General features: G+C 57.6%; 19 protein-coding genes. 11 read left to right on the top strand and 8 right to left on the bottom strand.

The features are described from left to right. Window positions 1–65: 65 nt before the first annotated feature. Both ACM6I5_RS10175 and ACM6I5_RS10170 read left to right on the top strand, forming a co-directional pair. Window positions 66–1,601, top strand: coding sequence for an EAL domain-containing protein (locus tag ACM6I5_RS10175; RefSeq protein WP_414883745.1), 1,536 nt, complete (start codon window positions 66–68; stop codon window positions 1,599–1,601). Between the two features lie 234 nt (window positions 1,602–1,835). Continuing rightward, a complete protein-coding gene (locus ACM6I5_RS10170) occupies window positions 1,836–2,201 on the top strand; it encodes a histone-like nucleoid-structuring protein, MvaT/MvaU family (RefSeq protein WP_008075430.1) in 366 nt (121 codons plus the stop codon). A gap of 165 nt (window positions 2,202–2,366) precedes the next feature. Here ACM6I5_RS10170 and ACM6I5_RS10165 read toward each other — a convergent pair whose 3' ends face one another. Next, the gene (locus ACM6I5_RS10165) at window positions 2,367–2,891 is read right to left on the bottom strand and encodes a DUF4946 domain-containing protein (protein WP_017338617.1); all 525 of its coding nucleotides are present in this window, start codon (window positions 2,889–2,891) and stop codon (window positions 2,367–2,369) included. 144 nt (window positions 2,892–3,035) lie between these two features. On the opposite strand from ACM6I5_RS10165, the gene gloA reads away from it, so the two are divergent. After that, the gene (gloA, locus tag ACM6I5_RS10160) at window positions 3,036–3,557 is read left to right on the top strand and encodes a lactoylglutathione lyase (RefSeq protein ID WP_017338616.1); all 522 of its coding nucleotides are present in this window, start codon (window positions 3,036–3,038) and stop codon (window positions 3,555–3,557) included. A 148-nt stretch (window positions 3,558–3,705) separates the two neighbouring features. Here the strand turns inward: gloA and ahpF are convergent, their stop codons facing one another. The 3 genes from ahpF to ACM6I5_RS10145 all read right to left on the bottom strand — a co-directional run bounded on the left by ahpF (window position 3,706) and on the right by ACM6I5_RS10145 (window position 7,035). After that, entirely contained in the window at window positions 3,706–5,271 is a 1,566-nt protein-coding gene (gene ahpF / locus ACM6I5_RS10155) for an alkyl hydroperoxide reductase subunit F (RefSeq protein WP_414883744.1), read from the bottom strand. A gap of 123 nt (window positions 5,272–5,394) precedes the next feature. Then, entirely contained in the window at window positions 5,395–5,958 is a 564-nt protein-coding gene (ahpC, locus tag ACM6I5_RS10150) for an alkyl hydroperoxide reductase subunit C (RefSeq protein WP_017338614.1), read from the bottom strand. A 138-nt stretch (window positions 5,959–6,096) separates the two neighbouring features. Next, window positions 6,097–7,035, bottom strand: a complete 939-nt coding sequence (locus ACM6I5_RS10145; RefSeq protein ID WP_414883743.1) for a site-specific integrase — start codon at window positions 7,033–7,035, stop codon at window positions 6,097–6,099. Between the two features lie 177 nt (window positions 7,036–7,212). Between ACM6I5_RS10145 and ACM6I5_RS10140 the strand changes: the two genes are divergently transcribed. After that, window positions 7,213–8,223, top strand: a complete 1,011-nt coding sequence (locus tag ACM6I5_RS10140) for a DNA-binding protein (RefSeq protein ID WP_414883742.1) — start codon at window positions 7,213–7,215, stop codon at window positions 8,221–8,223. Here the strand turns inward: ACM6I5_RS10140 and gorA are convergent. Together gorA and galU are read right to left on the bottom strand one after the other, a co-directional pair. Then, on the bottom strand, window positions 8,220–9,578 hold the full coding sequence (gene gorA, locus ACM6I5_RS10135) for a glutathione-disulfide reductase (protein ID WP_017338611.1): 1,359 nt from the start codon (window positions 9,576–9,578) through the stop codon (window positions 8,220–8,222). The genes ACM6I5_RS10140 and gorA overlap by 4 nt on opposite strands. A 130-nt stretch (window positions 9,579–9,708) precedes the next feature. Then, complete coding sequence (gene galU / locus ACM6I5_RS10130; protein WP_017338610.1) at window positions 9,709–10,548, bottom strand: UTP--glucose-1-phosphate uridylyltransferase GalU; 840 nt, start codon at window positions 10,546–10,548, stop codon at window positions 9,709–9,711. Between the two features lie 280 nt (window positions 10,549–10,828). Between galU and ACM6I5_RS10125 the strand changes: the two genes are divergently transcribed. Further along, on the top strand, window positions 10,829–11,017 hold the full coding sequence (locus tag ACM6I5_RS10125) for a hypothetical protein (RefSeq protein ID WP_414879689.1): 189 nt from the start codon (window positions 10,829–10,831) through the stop codon (window positions 11,015–11,017). A 140-nt stretch (window positions 11,018–11,157) separates the two neighbouring features. After that, on the top strand, window positions 11,158–11,439 hold the full coding sequence (locus tag ACM6I5_RS10120) for a hypothetical protein (RefSeq protein ID WP_017338608.1): 282 nt from the start codon (window positions 11,158–11,160) through the stop codon (window positions 11,437–11,439). A 12-nt stretch (window positions 11,440–11,451) separates the two neighbouring features. Here ACM6I5_RS10120 and ACM6I5_RS10115 read toward each other — a convergent pair whose 3' ends face one another. Together ACM6I5_RS10115 and ACM6I5_RS10110 are read right to left on the bottom strand one after the other, a co-directional pair. After that, entirely contained in the window at window positions 11,452–11,682 is a 231-nt protein-coding gene (locus ACM6I5_RS10115; protein WP_017338607.1) for a hypothetical protein, read from the bottom strand. A 72-nt stretch (window positions 11,683–11,754) separates the two neighbouring features. Then, on the bottom strand, window positions 11,755–12,114 hold the full coding sequence (locus ACM6I5_RS10110) for a hypothetical protein (RefSeq protein WP_017338606.1): 360 nt from the start codon (window positions 12,112–12,114) through the stop codon (window positions 11,755–11,757). 212 nt (window positions 12,115–12,326) lie between these two features. Here ACM6I5_RS10110 and ACM6I5_RS10105 point away from each other — a divergent pair, with 212 nt between their 5' ends. The 5 genes from ACM6I5_RS10105 (at window position 12,327) to alkB (ending at window position 14,832) form a co-directional block, all read left to right on the top strand. Continuing rightward, complete coding sequence (locus ACM6I5_RS10105) at window positions 12,327–12,629, top strand: DUF1883 domain-containing protein (protein ID WP_017338604.1); 303 nt, start codon at window positions 12,327–12,329, stop codon at window positions 12,627–12,629. Window positions 12,630–12,664: 35 nt separating this feature from the next. Then, window positions 12,665–12,835, top strand: coding sequence for a hypothetical protein (locus tag ACM6I5_RS10100; RefSeq protein WP_162491062.1), 171 nt, complete (start codon window positions 12,665–12,667; stop codon window positions 12,833–12,835). 125 nt (window positions 12,836–12,960) lie between these two features. Then, on the top strand, window positions 12,961–13,461 hold the full coding sequence (locus ACM6I5_RS10095) for a methylated-DNA--[protein]-cysteine S-methyltransferase (protein ID WP_414879690.1): 501 nt from the start codon (window positions 12,961–12,963) through the stop codon (window positions 13,459–13,461). Beyond that, window positions 13,458–14,162: a 2OG-Fe(II) oxygenase gene (locus ACM6I5_RS10090; protein WP_414883741.1), complete on the top strand. Its 705-nt coding sequence runs from the start codon at window positions 13,458–13,460 to the stop codon at window positions 14,160–14,162. Before ACM6I5_RS10095 ends, ACM6I5_RS10090 begins: the two co-directional genes overlap by 4 nt. 4 nt (window positions 14,163–14,166) lie before the next feature. Beyond that, window positions 14,167–14,832, top strand: coding sequence for a DNA oxidative demethylase AlkB (gene alkB / locus ACM6I5_RS10085; RefSeq protein ID WP_414883740.1), 666 nt, complete (start codon window positions 14,167–14,169; stop codon window positions 14,830–14,832). Window positions 14,833–14,846 lie beyond the last annotated feature (14 nt).

Here is a 14,846-nt window from a genome sequence, read left to right as displayed (position 1 = left end):
ATGGGAGGCATGCCGTTGTCCTGCCAGCATTTGAGAGCCCTATTTCATCGTTACAGGTTTCGCGAATGCCACTGACTGTCAAAACTCGCCGCAAACGTGGCACCCGGATTGTCGTGACGGTATTGAGCGGTTTGCTCCCGATACTGCTGGGGGTCGCCATTCTTTACTGGCAGGCTGAACGTGCACTTTCGCAAAACGCCCAACTGACCGCCGAAGAAGCCATCCGCCAATTCGAGCTGATGCTCGACAACACCGCCCAGGCCGCTCGCGAGTTATTGCCGCTGGCCGGCCAATCCTGCAACGACGTCAAACTGGCCTTGCGCGAACAGGTCACCCGCCGTCCGTTCGTGCGCTCGACGAATCTGGTCTGGGACGACAACCTCTATTGCAGTTCGTTGTTTGGTGACTATCAGGAAAAGGTCAACGCCGGGGACTACGCCCAAGGCAGGTTATGGCTCATGAACGGCAACCCCGTCACGCCCAATACCGCGTTGCTGGTGTACCGGCTCAGCGAAGGAAAACAGGGAGCGCTGAGCACGCTGGACGGTTATCACTTGAGTAACGTCTTGCGCCTGATTGGTCGTAAGACATTGCTGATGCTGCAAGTCGGTCCAAGCTGGTTGTCGGCTGACGGCAAGGTTCACGAAGACGCCCCGCCCGCCCTGCCCGTCGCTGAAAGCAAAATGATGTCCTCGCGTTACGCCTTCACTGTCGCGGCGGGTTTCCCTGAGGGCGAGACCTGGCGCTACATGAGCAGCGAGTATCCGCCGCTGTTCAGCTTGCTGATCTTTTTTGGCGTCGTGTCCGGCCTGATTGGGCATGTTGTGCAAAAGCGTTCGACTTCACCCAGTCATGAACTGCAGCGTGCACTGGAGGCGGCGGAGTTCGTTCCGTATTTTCAGCCGGTGGTGCATGGCACGAACAAGAAGTGGTCCGGCACCGAAGTGTTGATGCGCTGGAATCATCCGAAGGAAGGCCTGGTGCGCCCTGACCTGTTCATCCCGTTTGCCGAGCACTCCGGCCTGATCGTACCGATGACTCGCTCACTGATGCAGCAAACGGCGCAATGGCTGGGGCCTGTCTCTTCCACGTTCGAGGAGCCGTTTCACATCGGCATCAACATTACGGCCAGCCACTGCAAGGACCTGGAACTGGTCAAGGATTGCACGGAGTTTCTCGGTGCCTTTACGCCGGGCTCCGTCCACCTGGTGCTGGAACTGACCGAGCGCGAACTGATCGAGCCCACCGCTATCACGTTGCAGTTGTTCGAGCAGCTTCACGCGCTGGGTGTGATGATCGCCATCGACGACTTTGGCACCGGTCACTCAAGCCTGGGTTACTTGCGCCAGTTCAACGTCGACTTCCTGAAAATCGACCAGAGCTTTGTCGCCATGATCGGCGCTGACGCCCTTTCCCGGCACATTCTGGACAGCATCATCGAACTCTCGGCCAAGCTCGATCTGGGCATCGTTGCCGAAGGCGTGGAAACCGAAGAGCAAAGTGCTTACCTCACGGCTCATGGTGTGAACTTCTTGCAAGGTTATCTGTTCGGACGGCCGATGCCCGGCGCCGACTTCATTGATGCATTAAGTCACCATTAACTAGCGTCGTTATGCGTCAAGAAAACGAGGTCGCGCACCGATTTGAATCAAAAAACTACTGTTGTTACATGAAGAAAAAGTCAGGATTTACTCTTTGCCCATTAACTACTACAATTTTTCGTACCTGCGCTAGATTGGCAGGCGAGCCATTTATCACCGAGTCGCTTCAAGGCTCTTGGCTTATAGCTTTGTTTGCGGTTGGTATCAGCCAAACACACTATTGGAGTAAAGATATTGTCCAGACTCGCTGAATTTCGTGCAGCTGAAAAGGCCCTTCAAGAACAGCTCAAGCAGCTGGAATCCCTGAAGAACGATGCCGGGCTCAAGAAAGAAATCGAATTCGAAGAAAAGCTCCAGGGGCTGATGAAAACCTATGGCAAGAGCCTGCGCGACATCATCGCCATTCTCGATCCGAACCCGGCCAAATCCGGCCTGCAACAGGCCGCTGCGCCTAAAACCCGCCGCGCCCGCGTGGTCAAGGTTTATCAGAACCCGCACACCGGTGAACTGATTGAAACCAAGGGCGGCAACCACCGCGGCCTGAAAGCCTGGAAGGAACAATACGGTGCTGCCACCGTTGATTCCTGGCTGCGCGGCTAAGCACTCGCGGTGAAAAAAAGCCCTGCCTTGCGCAGGGCTTTTTTCATGGACGCCTTCCAGATGCAACGATTGGAATCGATAAACTCGCTACTTGCCGATTAACTTTGGGCTTAATCCCTTCGGGTATCTAAAGATTGCGAAATGCACGACCGCGCAAACCTTTAACTAAAGTTTCAAGCTGTTACGAGCAACCTCTATTTCATCCAGGCTTGCCTTATAAGCCTCGGCCTGCCCCGCGTACGAAAGAACATAGGCCTTATCGGCATCCACTGCGGCGACCAATGTTTGCGACAGGACATGTCGACCGTTTTGGGTGATCGTACAGGTAGTTTCCAGTGCCGATAGCCGACTCAAGGTTGCCGCATGGATTTTGTTGCAGACGCTTTGATAGCCGCCCTGGAGAAAATCCTTCTGCACCGACTTGCGCATCTCCAGCAACACGCCTTCCAGATTCACCTGATGACCGCTTTCCACTGTCGTCATGGTCAACTCCATCACCATCACCGGCGTGCCACCCTGATCATTCTTCACTGCGCGCTGGCGGGAGACCTGAGGCTTGGCATCATCCTGCGGGATCGCTTCAACTTCCCAGCCATCTGGCCACGTCACAATCGGCGCCTCCGCATGAGCGCAAGCCATGCCTGACAGCAGGCCAATCAGAACGAACAGCGATTTACAGAATCGGATCATTGCAAGGAATACTCACGGATTGAGCCGCAAAGTCTGAGCCTCGCCCGGCTGTCAGGCAATAGCCGACGGTTTGGGTTTGGTGATGCCTGCGCCCTTGCGTATCATTATCGCCATCGTTAGCCCCACTTATTGTCCGGAGGGCCCATGAGCCTGCACGAATTGAACACTTTCCCGGGTGTGACCGCCCAACCTGATACCGCCACCCAGAAGTTCGTCTTCAACCACACCATGCTGCGGGTCAAGGACATCACCAAGTCCCTGGATTTCTACACGCGCATCCTCGGTTTCTCGCTGGTGGAAAAACGCGACTTTCCGGAAGCCGAGTTCAGCCTCTATTTCCTGGCGCTGGTCGATAAAGACCAGATCCCGGCCGATGCCGCCGCCCGTACCGAGTGGATGAAGTCGATTCCCGGCATTCTCGAGCTGACCCACAACCACGGCACCGAAAACGACGCGGATTTTGCCTACCACAACGGCAACACCGACCCACGCGGCTTCGGCCACATCTGCATCTCGGTGCCGGACATCGTCGCTGCGTGCGAGCGTTTCGAAGCGTTGGGCTGCGATTTCCAGAAGCGCCTGAACGATGGCCGCATGAAGAGCCTGGCGTTCATCAAGGACCCGGATGCCTACTGGGTCGAGATCATCCAGCCCGCGCCGATGTAAAGCAAAGTCAAAGATCGCAGGCTTCGCCAGCTCCTACAGAATCACGCACGACTTGGCTCTTGCAGGAGCTGCCGCAGGCTGCGATCTTTTCGACAGACACAAAAAACCCCATGATCACTCATGGGGTTTTGTGTTTTCGGCATCCGGTTTATGCCGGCGCGGAAGTCCTGATCAGGTGATCGAAGGCGCTCAGAGAAGCCTTGGCGCCCTCGCCCACGGCAATCACGATCTGCTTGTACGGCACGGTCGTCACGTCACCGGCAGCAAACACACCTGGCAGCGATGTCTCGCCACGCGCATCGACGATGATCTCGCCACGCGGCGACAGCTCGACGGTGCCTTTGAGCCAGTCGGTGTTCGGCAGCAAACCGATCTGCACGAAGATGCCTTCGAGGTTGACCGTGTTGAACTCACCCGAATCGCGATCCTTGTAGACCAGGCCGGTCACTTTCTGGCCGTCGCCCTTCACTTCACTGGTCAGTGCGCTGGTGATCACATTGACGTTCGGGAGGCTGAACAACTTGCGTTGCAGCACGGCATCGGCGCGCAGCTTGCTGTCAAACTCCAGCAGCGTGACGTGGCTGACAATACCAGCCAGATCGATCGCGGCTTCAACACCGGAGTTCCCGCCGCCGATCACCGCGACGCGCTTGCCTTTGAACAGCGGGCCGTCACAGTGCGGGCAGAAACACACGCCTTTGGCTTTGTATTCCTGCTCCCCCGGCACGCCCATTTCACGCCAGCGCGCGCCTGTGGCAAGGATCAGCGCTTTGGTTTTCAGGCTGGCACCGCTTTCGAAGCGGACTTCATGCAACTCGCCAGGGTTTTTCGCCGGGATCAGCGCGGTCGCCCGTTGCAGGTTCATGATGTCGACGTCGTACTGCTTGACGTGTTCTTCGAGCGCGCTGGCCAGCTTCGGCCCTTCGGTTTCCTGTACGGAAATGAAGTTCTCGATGGCCATGGTGTCGAGCACCTGCCCACCAAAACGCTCAGCCGCCACACCAGTGCGAATGCCTTTACGGGCGGCGTAGATCGCCGCCGATGCACCGGCCGGGCCACCGCCGACCACCAGCACGTCAAAGGCTTCCTTGGCGCTGATCTTCTCGGCTTGGCGTTCGGCACCACTGGTGTCGATCTTGGCGAGGATTTCTTCCAGGCCCATACGACCCTGGCCGAAAATCTCCCCGTTCAGGTAAATGCTTGGCACGGCCATGATCTTGCGATCATCGACTTCGGCCTGGAACAGCGCGCCATCGATAGCGACGTGGCGAATGTTCGGGTTCAGTACCGCCATCAGGTTCAGCGCCTGGACCACGTCCGGGCAGTTCTGGCAGGACAGCGAGAAGTAAGTCTCGAAGCTGAACTCGCCTTTGAGCGAGCGGATCTGTTCGATCACTTCCGCGCTGGCTTTTGACGGGTGGCCGCCGACTTGCAGCAAGGCCAGCACCAACGAGGTGAATTCGTGGCCCATCGGAATGCCGGCGAAACTCAGGCTGATATCGGCACCGGGACGGTTGATCGAGAACGATGGCTTGCGTGCGTCGTCACCGTTGTCGAGCAGGGTAATCTGGGTGGAAAGACTGGCAACGTCTTTCAGCAGTTCGAGCATTTCCTGGGATTTCGCACCGTCGTCGAGGGATGCAACGATCTCGATCGGCTGGGTGACCCGTTCCAGGTACGATTTCAACTGGGCTTTAAGATTGGCGTCCAACATACGGGCGATTTCCTTTATTCGTGTCGAAAAAAAACGCCCGAGCGAATCTCGCCCGGGCGTTTTTATTGGGCGGTTGCAGCTTACTTAGGTGCGGAAACCCGCCCTGATGATGCTTTCACAGACTTAGATCTTGCCGACCAGGTCCAGGGACGGAGCCAGAGTGGCCTCGCCTTCTTTCCACTTGGCTGGGCAAACCTGGCCTGGGTGAGCAGCGACGTACTGGGCAGCCTTGATTTTGCGCAGCAGCTCGGAAGCGTCACGGCCAACGCCGCCATCGTTCAGTTCAACGATTTTGATCTGGCCTTCCGGGTTGATCACGAAGGTGCCACGGTCAGCCAGACCGGCTTCTTCGATCAGCACGTCGAAGTTGCGGGAGATAGCGTGGGTCGGGTCGCCGATCATGGTGTACTGGATTTTGCCGATGGCTGGCGAAGTGTTGTGCCAGGCAGCGTGAGCAAAGTGGGTGTCAGTGGAAACGCTGTAGATTTCGACGCCCAGTTTCTGGAACTCGTCGTAGTTGTCAGCCAGGTCTTCCAGTTCGGTCGGGCAAACGAAGGTGAAGTCGGCTGGGTAGAAGAAAACCACAGACCACTTGCCTTTCAGGTCAGCGTCCGAGACTTTTACGAAGTCGCCATTTTTGAAGGCGTCAGCTTTGAACGGTTTAACTTGGCTGTTGATGATAGGCATCGGTGACTCTCCGTCATGGGTTAAGAAGTTGATGGAGTGAACTCTACCCACTCGACGCACGGATGGCTCATTGGCAAACTTGATGCTGCTGATGGGTTTTCGCTATTAGCCAGCAGTATTAATAGAAGAAAACGATATCTAGGCCGCCGAGGGCTTTTCAGAAATCCGCGCCATCCCCAGAAACGGATTGGCTTCCACGTAACGCATCGCCGACTTCATGTCCTTCCAGCCCACGTAGCTCATCAGCGATTTCAAGTCCCAGCCACTTTGGTGCGCCCAGGTGGCGAAGCCGCGTCGCAGGGAGTGACTGGTGTACTGCTCGGCCGGGATACCGGCGCGTTCCAGCGCCTGGCGCAATAACGGAATGACGCTGTTGGCGTGCAACCCCTCCTCGCTCAAATGCCCCCAACGATCGATGCCACGGAATACCGGCCCGCGCACCAGCGCCGCTTCGCTGATCCAGGCGATATATGCCTGCACCGGACACAGACGCTGCAATGCCGGCGTCTGGTAGGTCTTGCCGAGGTTTTCGCGGTCGCTCTTGCTCCGCGGCAAATAGAGGGTGATGCCGGAGCCCGCGCTGGCCTGCACGTGTTCGATTTGCACGCGGCACAACTCATCGCTGCGAAAACCGCGCCAGAAGCCCAACAGGATCAGCGCACTATCGCGCCGGGCTCTCAACAGGGCCGGTTGATCATGTTGTGATTTCGCGGTTTGTGCTTCCTGCTCCAACCAGGCAACCACTTGCTCCAGATGCTGCAGCTGCAATGGCTCGGCCTGTTTCTCCTGGGCCGGGTGCAGTGCGCGAATGCCTTTGAAGACCTGGCGCACAACCGGCGCCTTGGTGGGATCGGCAAAGCCCTGACTGTTGTGCCACTGAGCGAGCGCCGACAGGCGCAGCTTCAACGTGTTGATCGACAGCTCCCCGGCGTACGCCACCAGATAGCGCGCGACGCTGTCAGCAGTGGCCGGCAGGAAACCGCCCCAACTCACTTCGAAATGCTCGATGGCCGCTCGATAGCTACGGCGGGTGTTGTCACGCGTGGCGGCTTGCAGGTAGCGATCCAGATCGGTCATGGGCTCACGTCTCGAAGTCGTACGGCTTTTGCGGCGCTAAAGCTGTTCCAAAGCGCATCACATTGGGTAATACCAGTATATCCCGTATCAATAATTTACATTCTTTGAGTTTTTACCATGCATGGTACACTGTCGTTTTAGTGGTATGTACCACAGTACGAAATCGTAGGAGAACACATGGCTCGTGGCGGTATAAACAAAGCAGTGGTTCAAACGGCACGTCTGGCTATCCTCGCCCGCGGAGAACACCCGAGCATCGACGCTGTACGTATCGAGATGGGTAACACGGGCTCAAAAACCACCATTCACCGGTATTTGAAGGAACTGGACGATGGCGTCGAGCCCGCCGCACCCTCCTCTGAACCCATCGATGACGAACTGACAGGGCTGGTCTCGCGCCTCGCGCAACGCCTCAAGGAACAGGCGCAGGCGCCCATCGATCAGGCTCGCGAGAAGTTCGAGCAACAACGAAAAGCGCTGGAAATCCAGCTGGCTGACGCGCAAGAAGCCAACGGCGAATTACAGCAGCAGTACGAGCTTCAAACCCTGGCGCTGACGCAGGAATCCGACACTCTGCAAAACACCCTGTCCATGCTGCAGACCGAGCAAACCCGCAACGCCGGGCTGAACCAGGCGCTGGCGGACTTCGAGTTGCGCTTGCAGGACAAGGACGAGCAGATCCGCTCTCTTGAGGAAAAGCACCTGCACGCCCGCGATGCGCTTGAGCACTATCGCAATGCCGTCAAAGAGCAGCGCGAACAGGAGCAACGACGCCACGAAGGCCAGGTGCAGCAAATCCAGATGGAATTGCGCCAGGCCCAGCAAAGCGCCCTCGTACGCCAGGATGAAATCACCCAACTGCACCGTGACAACGAGCGCTTGTTGACTGAAAACCGTGGCACGCTAAGGGAATTGAGCCTGATGCAGGAACAGCTCAAGCAAACCCACACCCGCCAGGATCAATTGCTGGAACAGGTCAACCGCATCGACAGCGAACGCACCCTCCTCCAGGAACGCCTGCGCGCAGCCCTGCTGGAAAGCCAGTCGTTGAAACAGAGCGTCGAGGAGCAGTCGCAGGTAAACAAAACGCTGGAAGTTGAACTGCTCAAGACTCAGGCGAGCCTCGATGAAAGCGTGCGCCTGGCGGCTGTCGTTGCGACAGCGCCAGACGCAGCCAAGGCCGATTAACCTGCGACCGGCGTACGCATCGTAACGAACTCTTCGGCGGCCGTCGGGTGTACGCCGATGGTTTCGTCGAAGTCGCGCTTGGTGGCGCCCGCCTTCAGGGCGATTGCCAGCCCTTGGACGATTTCGCCGGCATCCGGCCCGACCATGTGACAGCCAAGCACCTTGTCGGTCTTGCCGTCCACCACGAGCTTCATCAGCGTGCGCTCCTGGCACTCAGTCAGGGTCAGCTTCATCGGGCGGAAACGGCTTTCGAAGGTCACCACGTCGTGGCCGGCTTCGCGAGCCTCTTCTTCGGTCAGGCCAACGGTGCCGATGTTCGGCAAGCTGAACACCGCGGTCGGGATCATCTTGTAATCCACCGGACGATATTGCTCAGGCTTGAACAAGCGTCGCGCCACGGCCATGCCTTCGGCCAGTGCAACCGGCGTGAGCTGGACCCGACCAATCACATCGCCAAGGGCAAGGATCGACGGCTCGGCGGTCTGGTATCGCTCATCGACCTCGACGAAACCTTTCTTGTCGAGTTTGACGCCAGTGTTTTCCAGCCCAAGGTTGTCCAGCATCGGGCGGCGGCCGGTGGCGTAGAACACGCAATCGGCTTCCAGCTGGCGACCGTCCTTGAGCGTCACTTTCAGACTGCCTCCGGTCAGTTTTTCAATGCGCTCGATGTCGGCATTGAATTGCAGGTCCATGCCACGCTTGGTCAGCTCTTCCTGCAAGTGCTTGCGCACCGCGCCGTCAAAGCCGCGCAGGAACAGGTCACCGCGATACAACAACGTGGTCTGGGCGCCCAGGCCGTGGAAGATCCCGGCAAACTCGACGGCGATGTAACCACCCCCCACGACCAGCACGCGTTTTGGCAACTCTTTGAGGAAAAACGCCTGGTTGGAGCTGATCGCATGCTCGTGCCCCGGAATCTCCGGGATTTGCGGCCAGCCGCCAGTAGCGATCAGGATGTTCTTGGCGGTGAAACGTTCGCCATTGATCTCGACGGTATGGGGGTCGACGATTTTGGCGTGGCCCTCATGCAGGGTCACACCACTGTTCACCAGCAGGTTGCGATAGATGCCGTTCAGGCGATTGATCTCGCGATCCTTGTTGGCGATCAGCGTTGCCCAATCGAACTTCGCCTCCCCCGGCGTCCAGCCAAAACCCGAAGATTGCTCGAAGTCTTCGGCGAAGTGCGCGCCGTAGACCAGCAATTTCTTCGGCACGCAACCGACGTTCACACAGGTGCCACCCAGGTAGCGACTCTCGGCCACGGCCACTTTCGCGCCAAACCCGGCCGCAAAACGCGCAGCCCGCACACCGCCGGAACCGGCGCCAATCACATAAAGGTCAAAATCGTAGGCCATTTTCAATCTCCTCGGCAGGCAAACAGCATACCCGCAGACGTCCGTTGGGCAAGCGCTGCAAACGATATGGGGTCGGAAAATGAAAAAGCCACCCGAAGGTGGCTTTTCAATACAGGCAGGTCAAACGCTATCAGTAAGCCTTGCCCGTCTTGTAGAAGTTCTCGAAGCAGAAGTTGGTCGCTTCGATGTAGCCTTCAGCGCCACCGCAGTCGAAACGCTTGCCCTTGAACTTGTAGGCAATCACGCAACCGTTCTTCGCCTGCTTCATCAGGGCATCGGTGATCTGGATCTCGCCACCTTTGCCTGGCTCGGTTTGCTTGATCAGTTCGAAAATGTCCGGAGTCAGGATGTAACGACCGATGATCGCCAGGTTCGACGGAGCGTCTTCCGGGGCCGGTTTTTCGACCATGTTACGAACGCGGTACAGGTCGTCAGCGATCAACTCGCCAGCGATCACACCGTACTTGTTGGTTTCCAGCGGATCCACTTCCTGGATCGCGACGATGGTGCAGCGATACTGCTCGTACAGCTTGACCATCTGGGTCAGCACGCCGTCGCCTTCCAGGTTGACGCACAGGTCGTCCGCCAGCACCACGGCGAACGGCTCGTCACCGATCAGCGGGCGGCCGGTCAGGATCGCGTGGCCAAGGCCTTTCATTTCGGTTTGACGGGTGTAGGAGAACGAGCACTCGTCCAGCAGCTTGCGGATGCCAACCAGGTATTTTTCCTTGTCGGTGCCCTTGATCTGGTTTTCCAGCTCGTAGCTGATGTCGAAGTGGTCTTCCAGGGCGCGTTTGCCGCGACCGGTGACGATGGAGATTTCGGTCAAACCGGCGTCCAGAGCTTCTTCGACGCCGTACTGGATCAGTGGCTTGTTTACCACCGGCAGCATTTCCTTGGGCATGGCTTTAGTCGCTGGCAGGAAGCGAGTACCGTAACCGGCTGCTGGGAACAAGCATTTCTTGATCATATAAGTCCTTGAAAGGGCTGTGTGTTCGAGTTTCGGCGCAGTCTAATCAGGCCGCGAGCACCTTACAATGCCTCGCGCTGGCTAACCGATGCCATCATAGAGAAATATTCTCGCGGATAGTTCCGCAGATCGCTCCAGTGCCCTTTATAGATAGCAGAGATTCCGACCGGCGCCGACGAATTTGCCGCGCGCAGATTCTCGCCACCATACGCCCATCAGCACCCGTTGCGTCCAATTGGCGCTATCATTGCGCAATTGAACCAGCCAACGAGGCAGATAGATGTCGGTAGCAAAAAGTATCAACGGGTTCCTGATCAATCAGGCGAAAGACGGCCAGTGGTGGGTAGACAGCGCCAGCGGCGAGAATATCGCCGGGCCATTCCCGACCGAAGCGTTGGCGATTGAAGTGGCGTCCGTATTGGAGCTCGAACACCCGGCCCCTAAGCGTCGCGGTAAAGACAAGTCCTGAGAAGCACCTGACTTAACCCAAGCCCTGCCTCACGCAGGGCTTTTTTTGCGTTTGCCTGCAAAGAAGTGGCCTTTCGCTATAACCTTTTGATTCCGGCGCTGTCACAGGCTTAGCCCCATTATCCTGACGACGACCACAACATGACTAAATTCTTGCCCCTGTTTGCCGTATTGGCCCTGAGCGGCTGCGCAACTTCCGAAACCACCTACTTGAACAACGGCCAGCAAGGCCTGACCATCGATTGCTCGGGAGAAGCCAACTCCTGGGCCACCTGCTATGAAAAAGCCGATGCTTCATGCGCCGGCACCGGCTATCGAATCGTTGGCACTGACGGCACACCTTCAACCAAGGAAAGTGACAAGACCCTGGGCGTCGATGTCGGCAATTACAAAAACCGCAGCGTGGTGGTGGTCTGCAAGTAAGGCGCTTGTGCCCTACATGTGAATTTCAGCGAATTTGATCCCGAGACCGCGTACGGTCTCGATCAGGTCGTCAAGGCGACCGAAGGATTCGACTTCATCGTTGTCATCCACCAGAAAATAACTGCGCCCGGCGCTTTTCTTGAAAAACACGATCCATTCCCCCGGGTCCGCCGGATTCTGAATCACATGGGTAGCAGAGATTTGACCCTCTGCATGCCGCTCCCGTACCTGCTCTCGCTTCATGCTCGACTCCAGAAATGACAATGCCGCCAAAGCGCTGCTTTGGCGGCATCGGTGCTGACTGTCGCTAGTTTATCAGCCGGAGATACACGCTGTGGCAGCATTGCGCACATCCATCGGGCGTAACGGCACATTGGAAATGCGTTCGTGCAGCTTGATGCTGCTGCCGCTGGAACGCTCTTCAATATCGAATACGGCCGCCGGGCCCGAGGAGAACTTCTGCGGCACGATGACCCGCACGCCTTCTTTCTCCTGCGGCTCGACTTGCAGGGCCCCGCGACTGCTGGCCAGTTTTTCGGTCAGGCACTGCGCGTATTCATTGGGCTTCTTGCCGGAAATCACATTCATGGTGGGCAGCGACTCGTTGATTTCCGAGACACTTGCACAACCACTCATCGCCAATGCAAACGGCAAGACCCATGCACCCCACTTCATACAAAACCTCCGATAAAGACCCTCCGACAGCACAAATGCTGGTTTTCTCCGAGGCTCACTGCTTTTATCGCTCATGGAATTCCGAATAACTGTTTTTAATTGTCAAAGCACACCCCGACGACCGGATAATAACCTGTTCGGGCTGATAAACTGCGCCAATCGACCATGCTATCGTTTTGATTTTGTAGAAAAAGCCCTTCTGGAGGCGCCTCATGAAATTTATCCACCAGCGCGAGCACCTCAATGAAGACGACATCGTCGTCATCCAGTGCTCCCAAATGTGCAACATCCGCTTGATGAACGACGCCAATTTCCGCAGCTTCAAGAATGGCGGCCGTCACACTTACCATGGCGGTGCTTTCGACACCTTCCCGGCCCGCATTACTGCACCAAGTACCGGTTTCTGGAACATCACCATCGACACCGTCAACCGTCGGCCGATCAGCGTAACCCGCAAACCGACCCTGACTCACTCGATCAAGATCATCCGCCGCTCCACCTCGAAACTGAGCTGAGCGACGCCCGACACGACTATCAAGCAGGTATGACCGTGGCCCAAACGACCAAGTACGTCATCAAATACAAACTCAACGGCGAACGCCGTTTCGAATTCGCCCAACTGGAAAACGGCACCGAAGCCGAAGCCAGGGCCGCGCTGGACGCGATTCATGGCCAGAGCGAAGACGTCATCAGCGAGATCAGCGTCAGCAAAGCGCTGTAACGGGATTCGGAGCGACAATGTGGATGTCTGCTCCATCCGTTGAATTCGACCGCAAGCCCCGGAGTGTTCACCCCGGCAGCGCTCCCTAGACTGGCCACCTCGACCTTTGGTTAAGGAGTCAGAACATGTCTACTTCCCCGATTCGTTTCATCAGCGGCACTTCAAGCCTTGGCATCCTGCTGCTGGCCGCCAGCGCGCAGGGATTGTGCGCGTTGCTGCTCGGCGATGACCTGGAGACGCTGGAACGCGACCTTGCACGGCGATTTCCCGGCCAGCCCCAACGTGATGAAGGCTTGATGCCTGCGTTGGAACACACCCTCCGCTATCTCGACAACCCTCTGACAGTGCTCGATTTGCCACTTGACCTGTCGGGTAGCGTTTTCCAGCAGCGCGTCTGGGAAGCTTTGCGCCAAATCCCGCTCGGCCAAACCGTCAGTTACCAGCAGATCGCCCGGCAACTGGGACAACCCAAAGCGTTCCGGGCCGTGGCCAATGCCTGCGGCGCGAACCCGCTGGCAATCATCGTGCCCTGCCATCGGGTACTGCGCCAGGATGGCAGCCTCGGCGGTTACCGCTGGGGCCTGGAGCGCAAGCGGCAACTGTTGGAACGCGAGGCGCAGCAATGATCGAGCACTTTCTGGATGCACTCGATTGGGCAACACTGGAGCAACAACTGGATCAGGATGGTTGCGCGATCATCCGCTCGCTGATCAGCAGCGAGACGTGCGATGACATCAGCGCGCTGTACGCCCGATCCGAACCGTTCCGCTCGCACGTCATGATGGCTCGTCACGGCTTCGGCCGTGGCGAGTACAAATACTTCCGCTATCCGTTGCCAGAGATCATCGCCACATTGCGCCAATCGCTCTACCCTCGGCTGGTGCCGATCGCCAACCGCTGGTACGAGCAAATGGACTTGCCGGTCCGTTTCCCTGATAAGCATGCGGCGTTCCTTGAACGCTGCCACGCCGCCGATCAGGTGCGTCCAACGCCGCTGTTGCTGCAATATGGGCCACAGGACTACAACTGCCTGCATCAGGATCTGTACGGCGAACACGTTTTTCCGCTGCAAGTGGCGATTCTTCTGTCAGAGCCGGACGAAGATTTCACCGGCGGAGAGTTTGTCCTGACCGAACAACGCCCACGGATGCAGTCGCGCCCCCAGGTCATTGGATTGAAAAAAGGTGACGCGGTGATCTTTGCCGTCAACCAGCGACCGGTCAAAGGCGTTCGCGGCTATTACCGGGTCACCCTGCGCCACGGAGTGAGTCGCCTGCACAGTGGAAAACGGCATACCCTTGGCATCATCTTTCACGACGCGTTATGACCTTATGAACCCGATCACTCTCGATCTGTTTGCCGACCCAGAGCCCGAACAGCAACCTCGGCGCGAGCAAATTGGCGAACAGTCCTACGTCTTGAGAGGCTTTGCCCTGCCTTGGCTGGAGCAATTACTGTCTGCGCTCGAAGCGGTTCTGGCAGCATCGCCGTTTCGGCACATGGTCACGCCCGGCGGCTTTACCATGTCAGCGGCCATGAGCAGTTGCGGCACATGGGGATGGACCACCGACCGCAGCGGTTATCGCTATTCCCGTCATGATCCAAGGACCGACGCCCCCTGGCCGGAAATGCCGCCGGTCTTTCTTGAGCTCGCACAGGCCGCGGCGCTCGAAGCCGGTTTTGCCGATTTCATGCCGGATTCTTGCCTGATCAACCGCTATATCCCTGGCGCGAAGATGTCATTGCACCAGGACAAGGACGAAGCGTCCTACGCAGCGCCGATCGTTTCGGTGTCGCTGGGCCTGCCGGCGATGTTCCTGTTCGGGGGTTTTGAACGCAGCGACAAAAGTCAGCGGGTGCCGGTGTTCCATGGCGATATCGTGGTCTGGGGTGGCGCCGATCGCCTGCGTTATCACGGGGTCTTGCCGATCAAGGAGGGCCAGCATCGGCGCATGGGCGAGCAACGGATCAACTTTACGTTTCGTACCGCACAATAAGCCCGCGAATTTGA

This window comes from Pseudomonas sp. IT-P171, from assembly GCF_949767765.1.
Classification (GTDB): domain Bacteria; phylum Pseudomonadota; class Gammaproteobacteria; order Pseudomonadales; family Pseudomonadaceae; genus Aquipseudomonas; species Aquipseudomonas fluorescens_B.
The sequence above is the reverse complement of the archived record's forward strand: the minus strand, read 5'-3'. Positions and strand labels throughout refer to the sequence as shown.

Excerpts from the sequence above, each read along its gene's own strand:
- ahpF (WP_414883744.1), bottom strand. The coding sequence starts at position 5,271 with ATGTTGGACGCCAATCTTAAAGCCCAGTTGAAATCGTACCTGGAACGG.
- alkB (WP_414883740.1), top strand. The coding sequence starts at position 14,167 with ATGAACCCGATCACTCTCGATCTGTTTGCCGACCCAGAGCCCGAACAG.
- ACM6I5_RS10115 (WP_017338607.1), bottom strand. The coding sequence starts at position 11,682 with ATGAAGCGAGAGCAGGTACGGGAGCGGCATGCAGAGGGTCAAATCTCT.
- ACM6I5_RS10120 (WP_017338608.1), top strand. The coding sequence starts at position 11,158 with ATGACTAAATTCTTGCCCCTGTTTGCCGTATTGGCCCTGAGCGGCTGC.
- ACM6I5_RS10110 (WP_017338606.1), bottom strand. The coding sequence starts at position 12,114 with ATGAAGTGGGGTGCATGGGTCTTGCCGTTTGCATTGGCGATGAGTGGT.
- ACM6I5_RS10095 (WP_414879690.1), top strand. The coding sequence starts at position 12,961 with ATGTCTACTTCCCCGATTCGTTTCATCAGCGGCACTTCAAGCCTTGGC.
- ACM6I5_RS10140 (WP_414883742.1), top strand. The coding sequence starts at position 7,213 with ATGGCTCGTGGCGGTATAAACAAAGCAGTGGTTCAAACGGCACGTCTG.
- ahpC (WP_017338614.1), bottom strand. The coding sequence starts at position 5,958 with ATGCCTATCATCAACAGCCAAGTTAAACCGTTCAAAGCTGACGCCTTC.
- ACM6I5_RS10105 (WP_017338604.1), top strand. The coding sequence starts at position 12,327 with ATGAAATTTATCCACCAGCGCGAGCACCTCAATGAAGACGACATCGTC.
- ACM6I5_RS10145 (WP_414883743.1), bottom strand. The coding sequence starts at position 7,035 with ATGACCGATCTGGATCGCTACCTGCAAGCCGCCACGCGTGACAACACC.
- gorA (WP_017338611.1), bottom strand. The coding sequence starts at position 9,578 with ATGGCCTACGATTTTGACCTTTATGTGATTGGCGCCGGTTCCGGCGGT.
- gloA (WP_017338616.1), top strand. The coding sequence starts at position 3,036 with ATGAGCCTGCACGAATTGAACACTTTCCCGGGTGTGACCGCCCAACCT.
- galU (WP_017338610.1), bottom strand. The coding sequence starts at position 10,548 with ATGATCAAGAAATGCTTGTTCCCAGCAGCCGGTTACGGTACTCGCTTC.
- ACM6I5_RS10175 (WP_414883745.1), top strand. The coding sequence starts at position 66 with ATGCCACTGACTGTCAAAACTCGCCGCAAACGTGGCACCCGGATTGTC.
- ACM6I5_RS10165 (WP_017338617.1), bottom strand. The coding sequence starts at position 2,891 with ATGATCCGATTCTGTAAATCGCTGTTCGTTCTGATTGGCCTGCTGTCA.
- ACM6I5_RS10090 (WP_414883741.1), top strand. The coding sequence starts at position 13,458 with ATGATCGAGCACTTTCTGGATGCACTCGATTGGGCAACACTGGAGCAA.
- ACM6I5_RS10125 (WP_414879689.1), top strand. The coding sequence starts at position 10,829 with ATGTCGGTAGCAAAAAGTATCAACGGGTTCCTGATCAATCAGGCGAAA.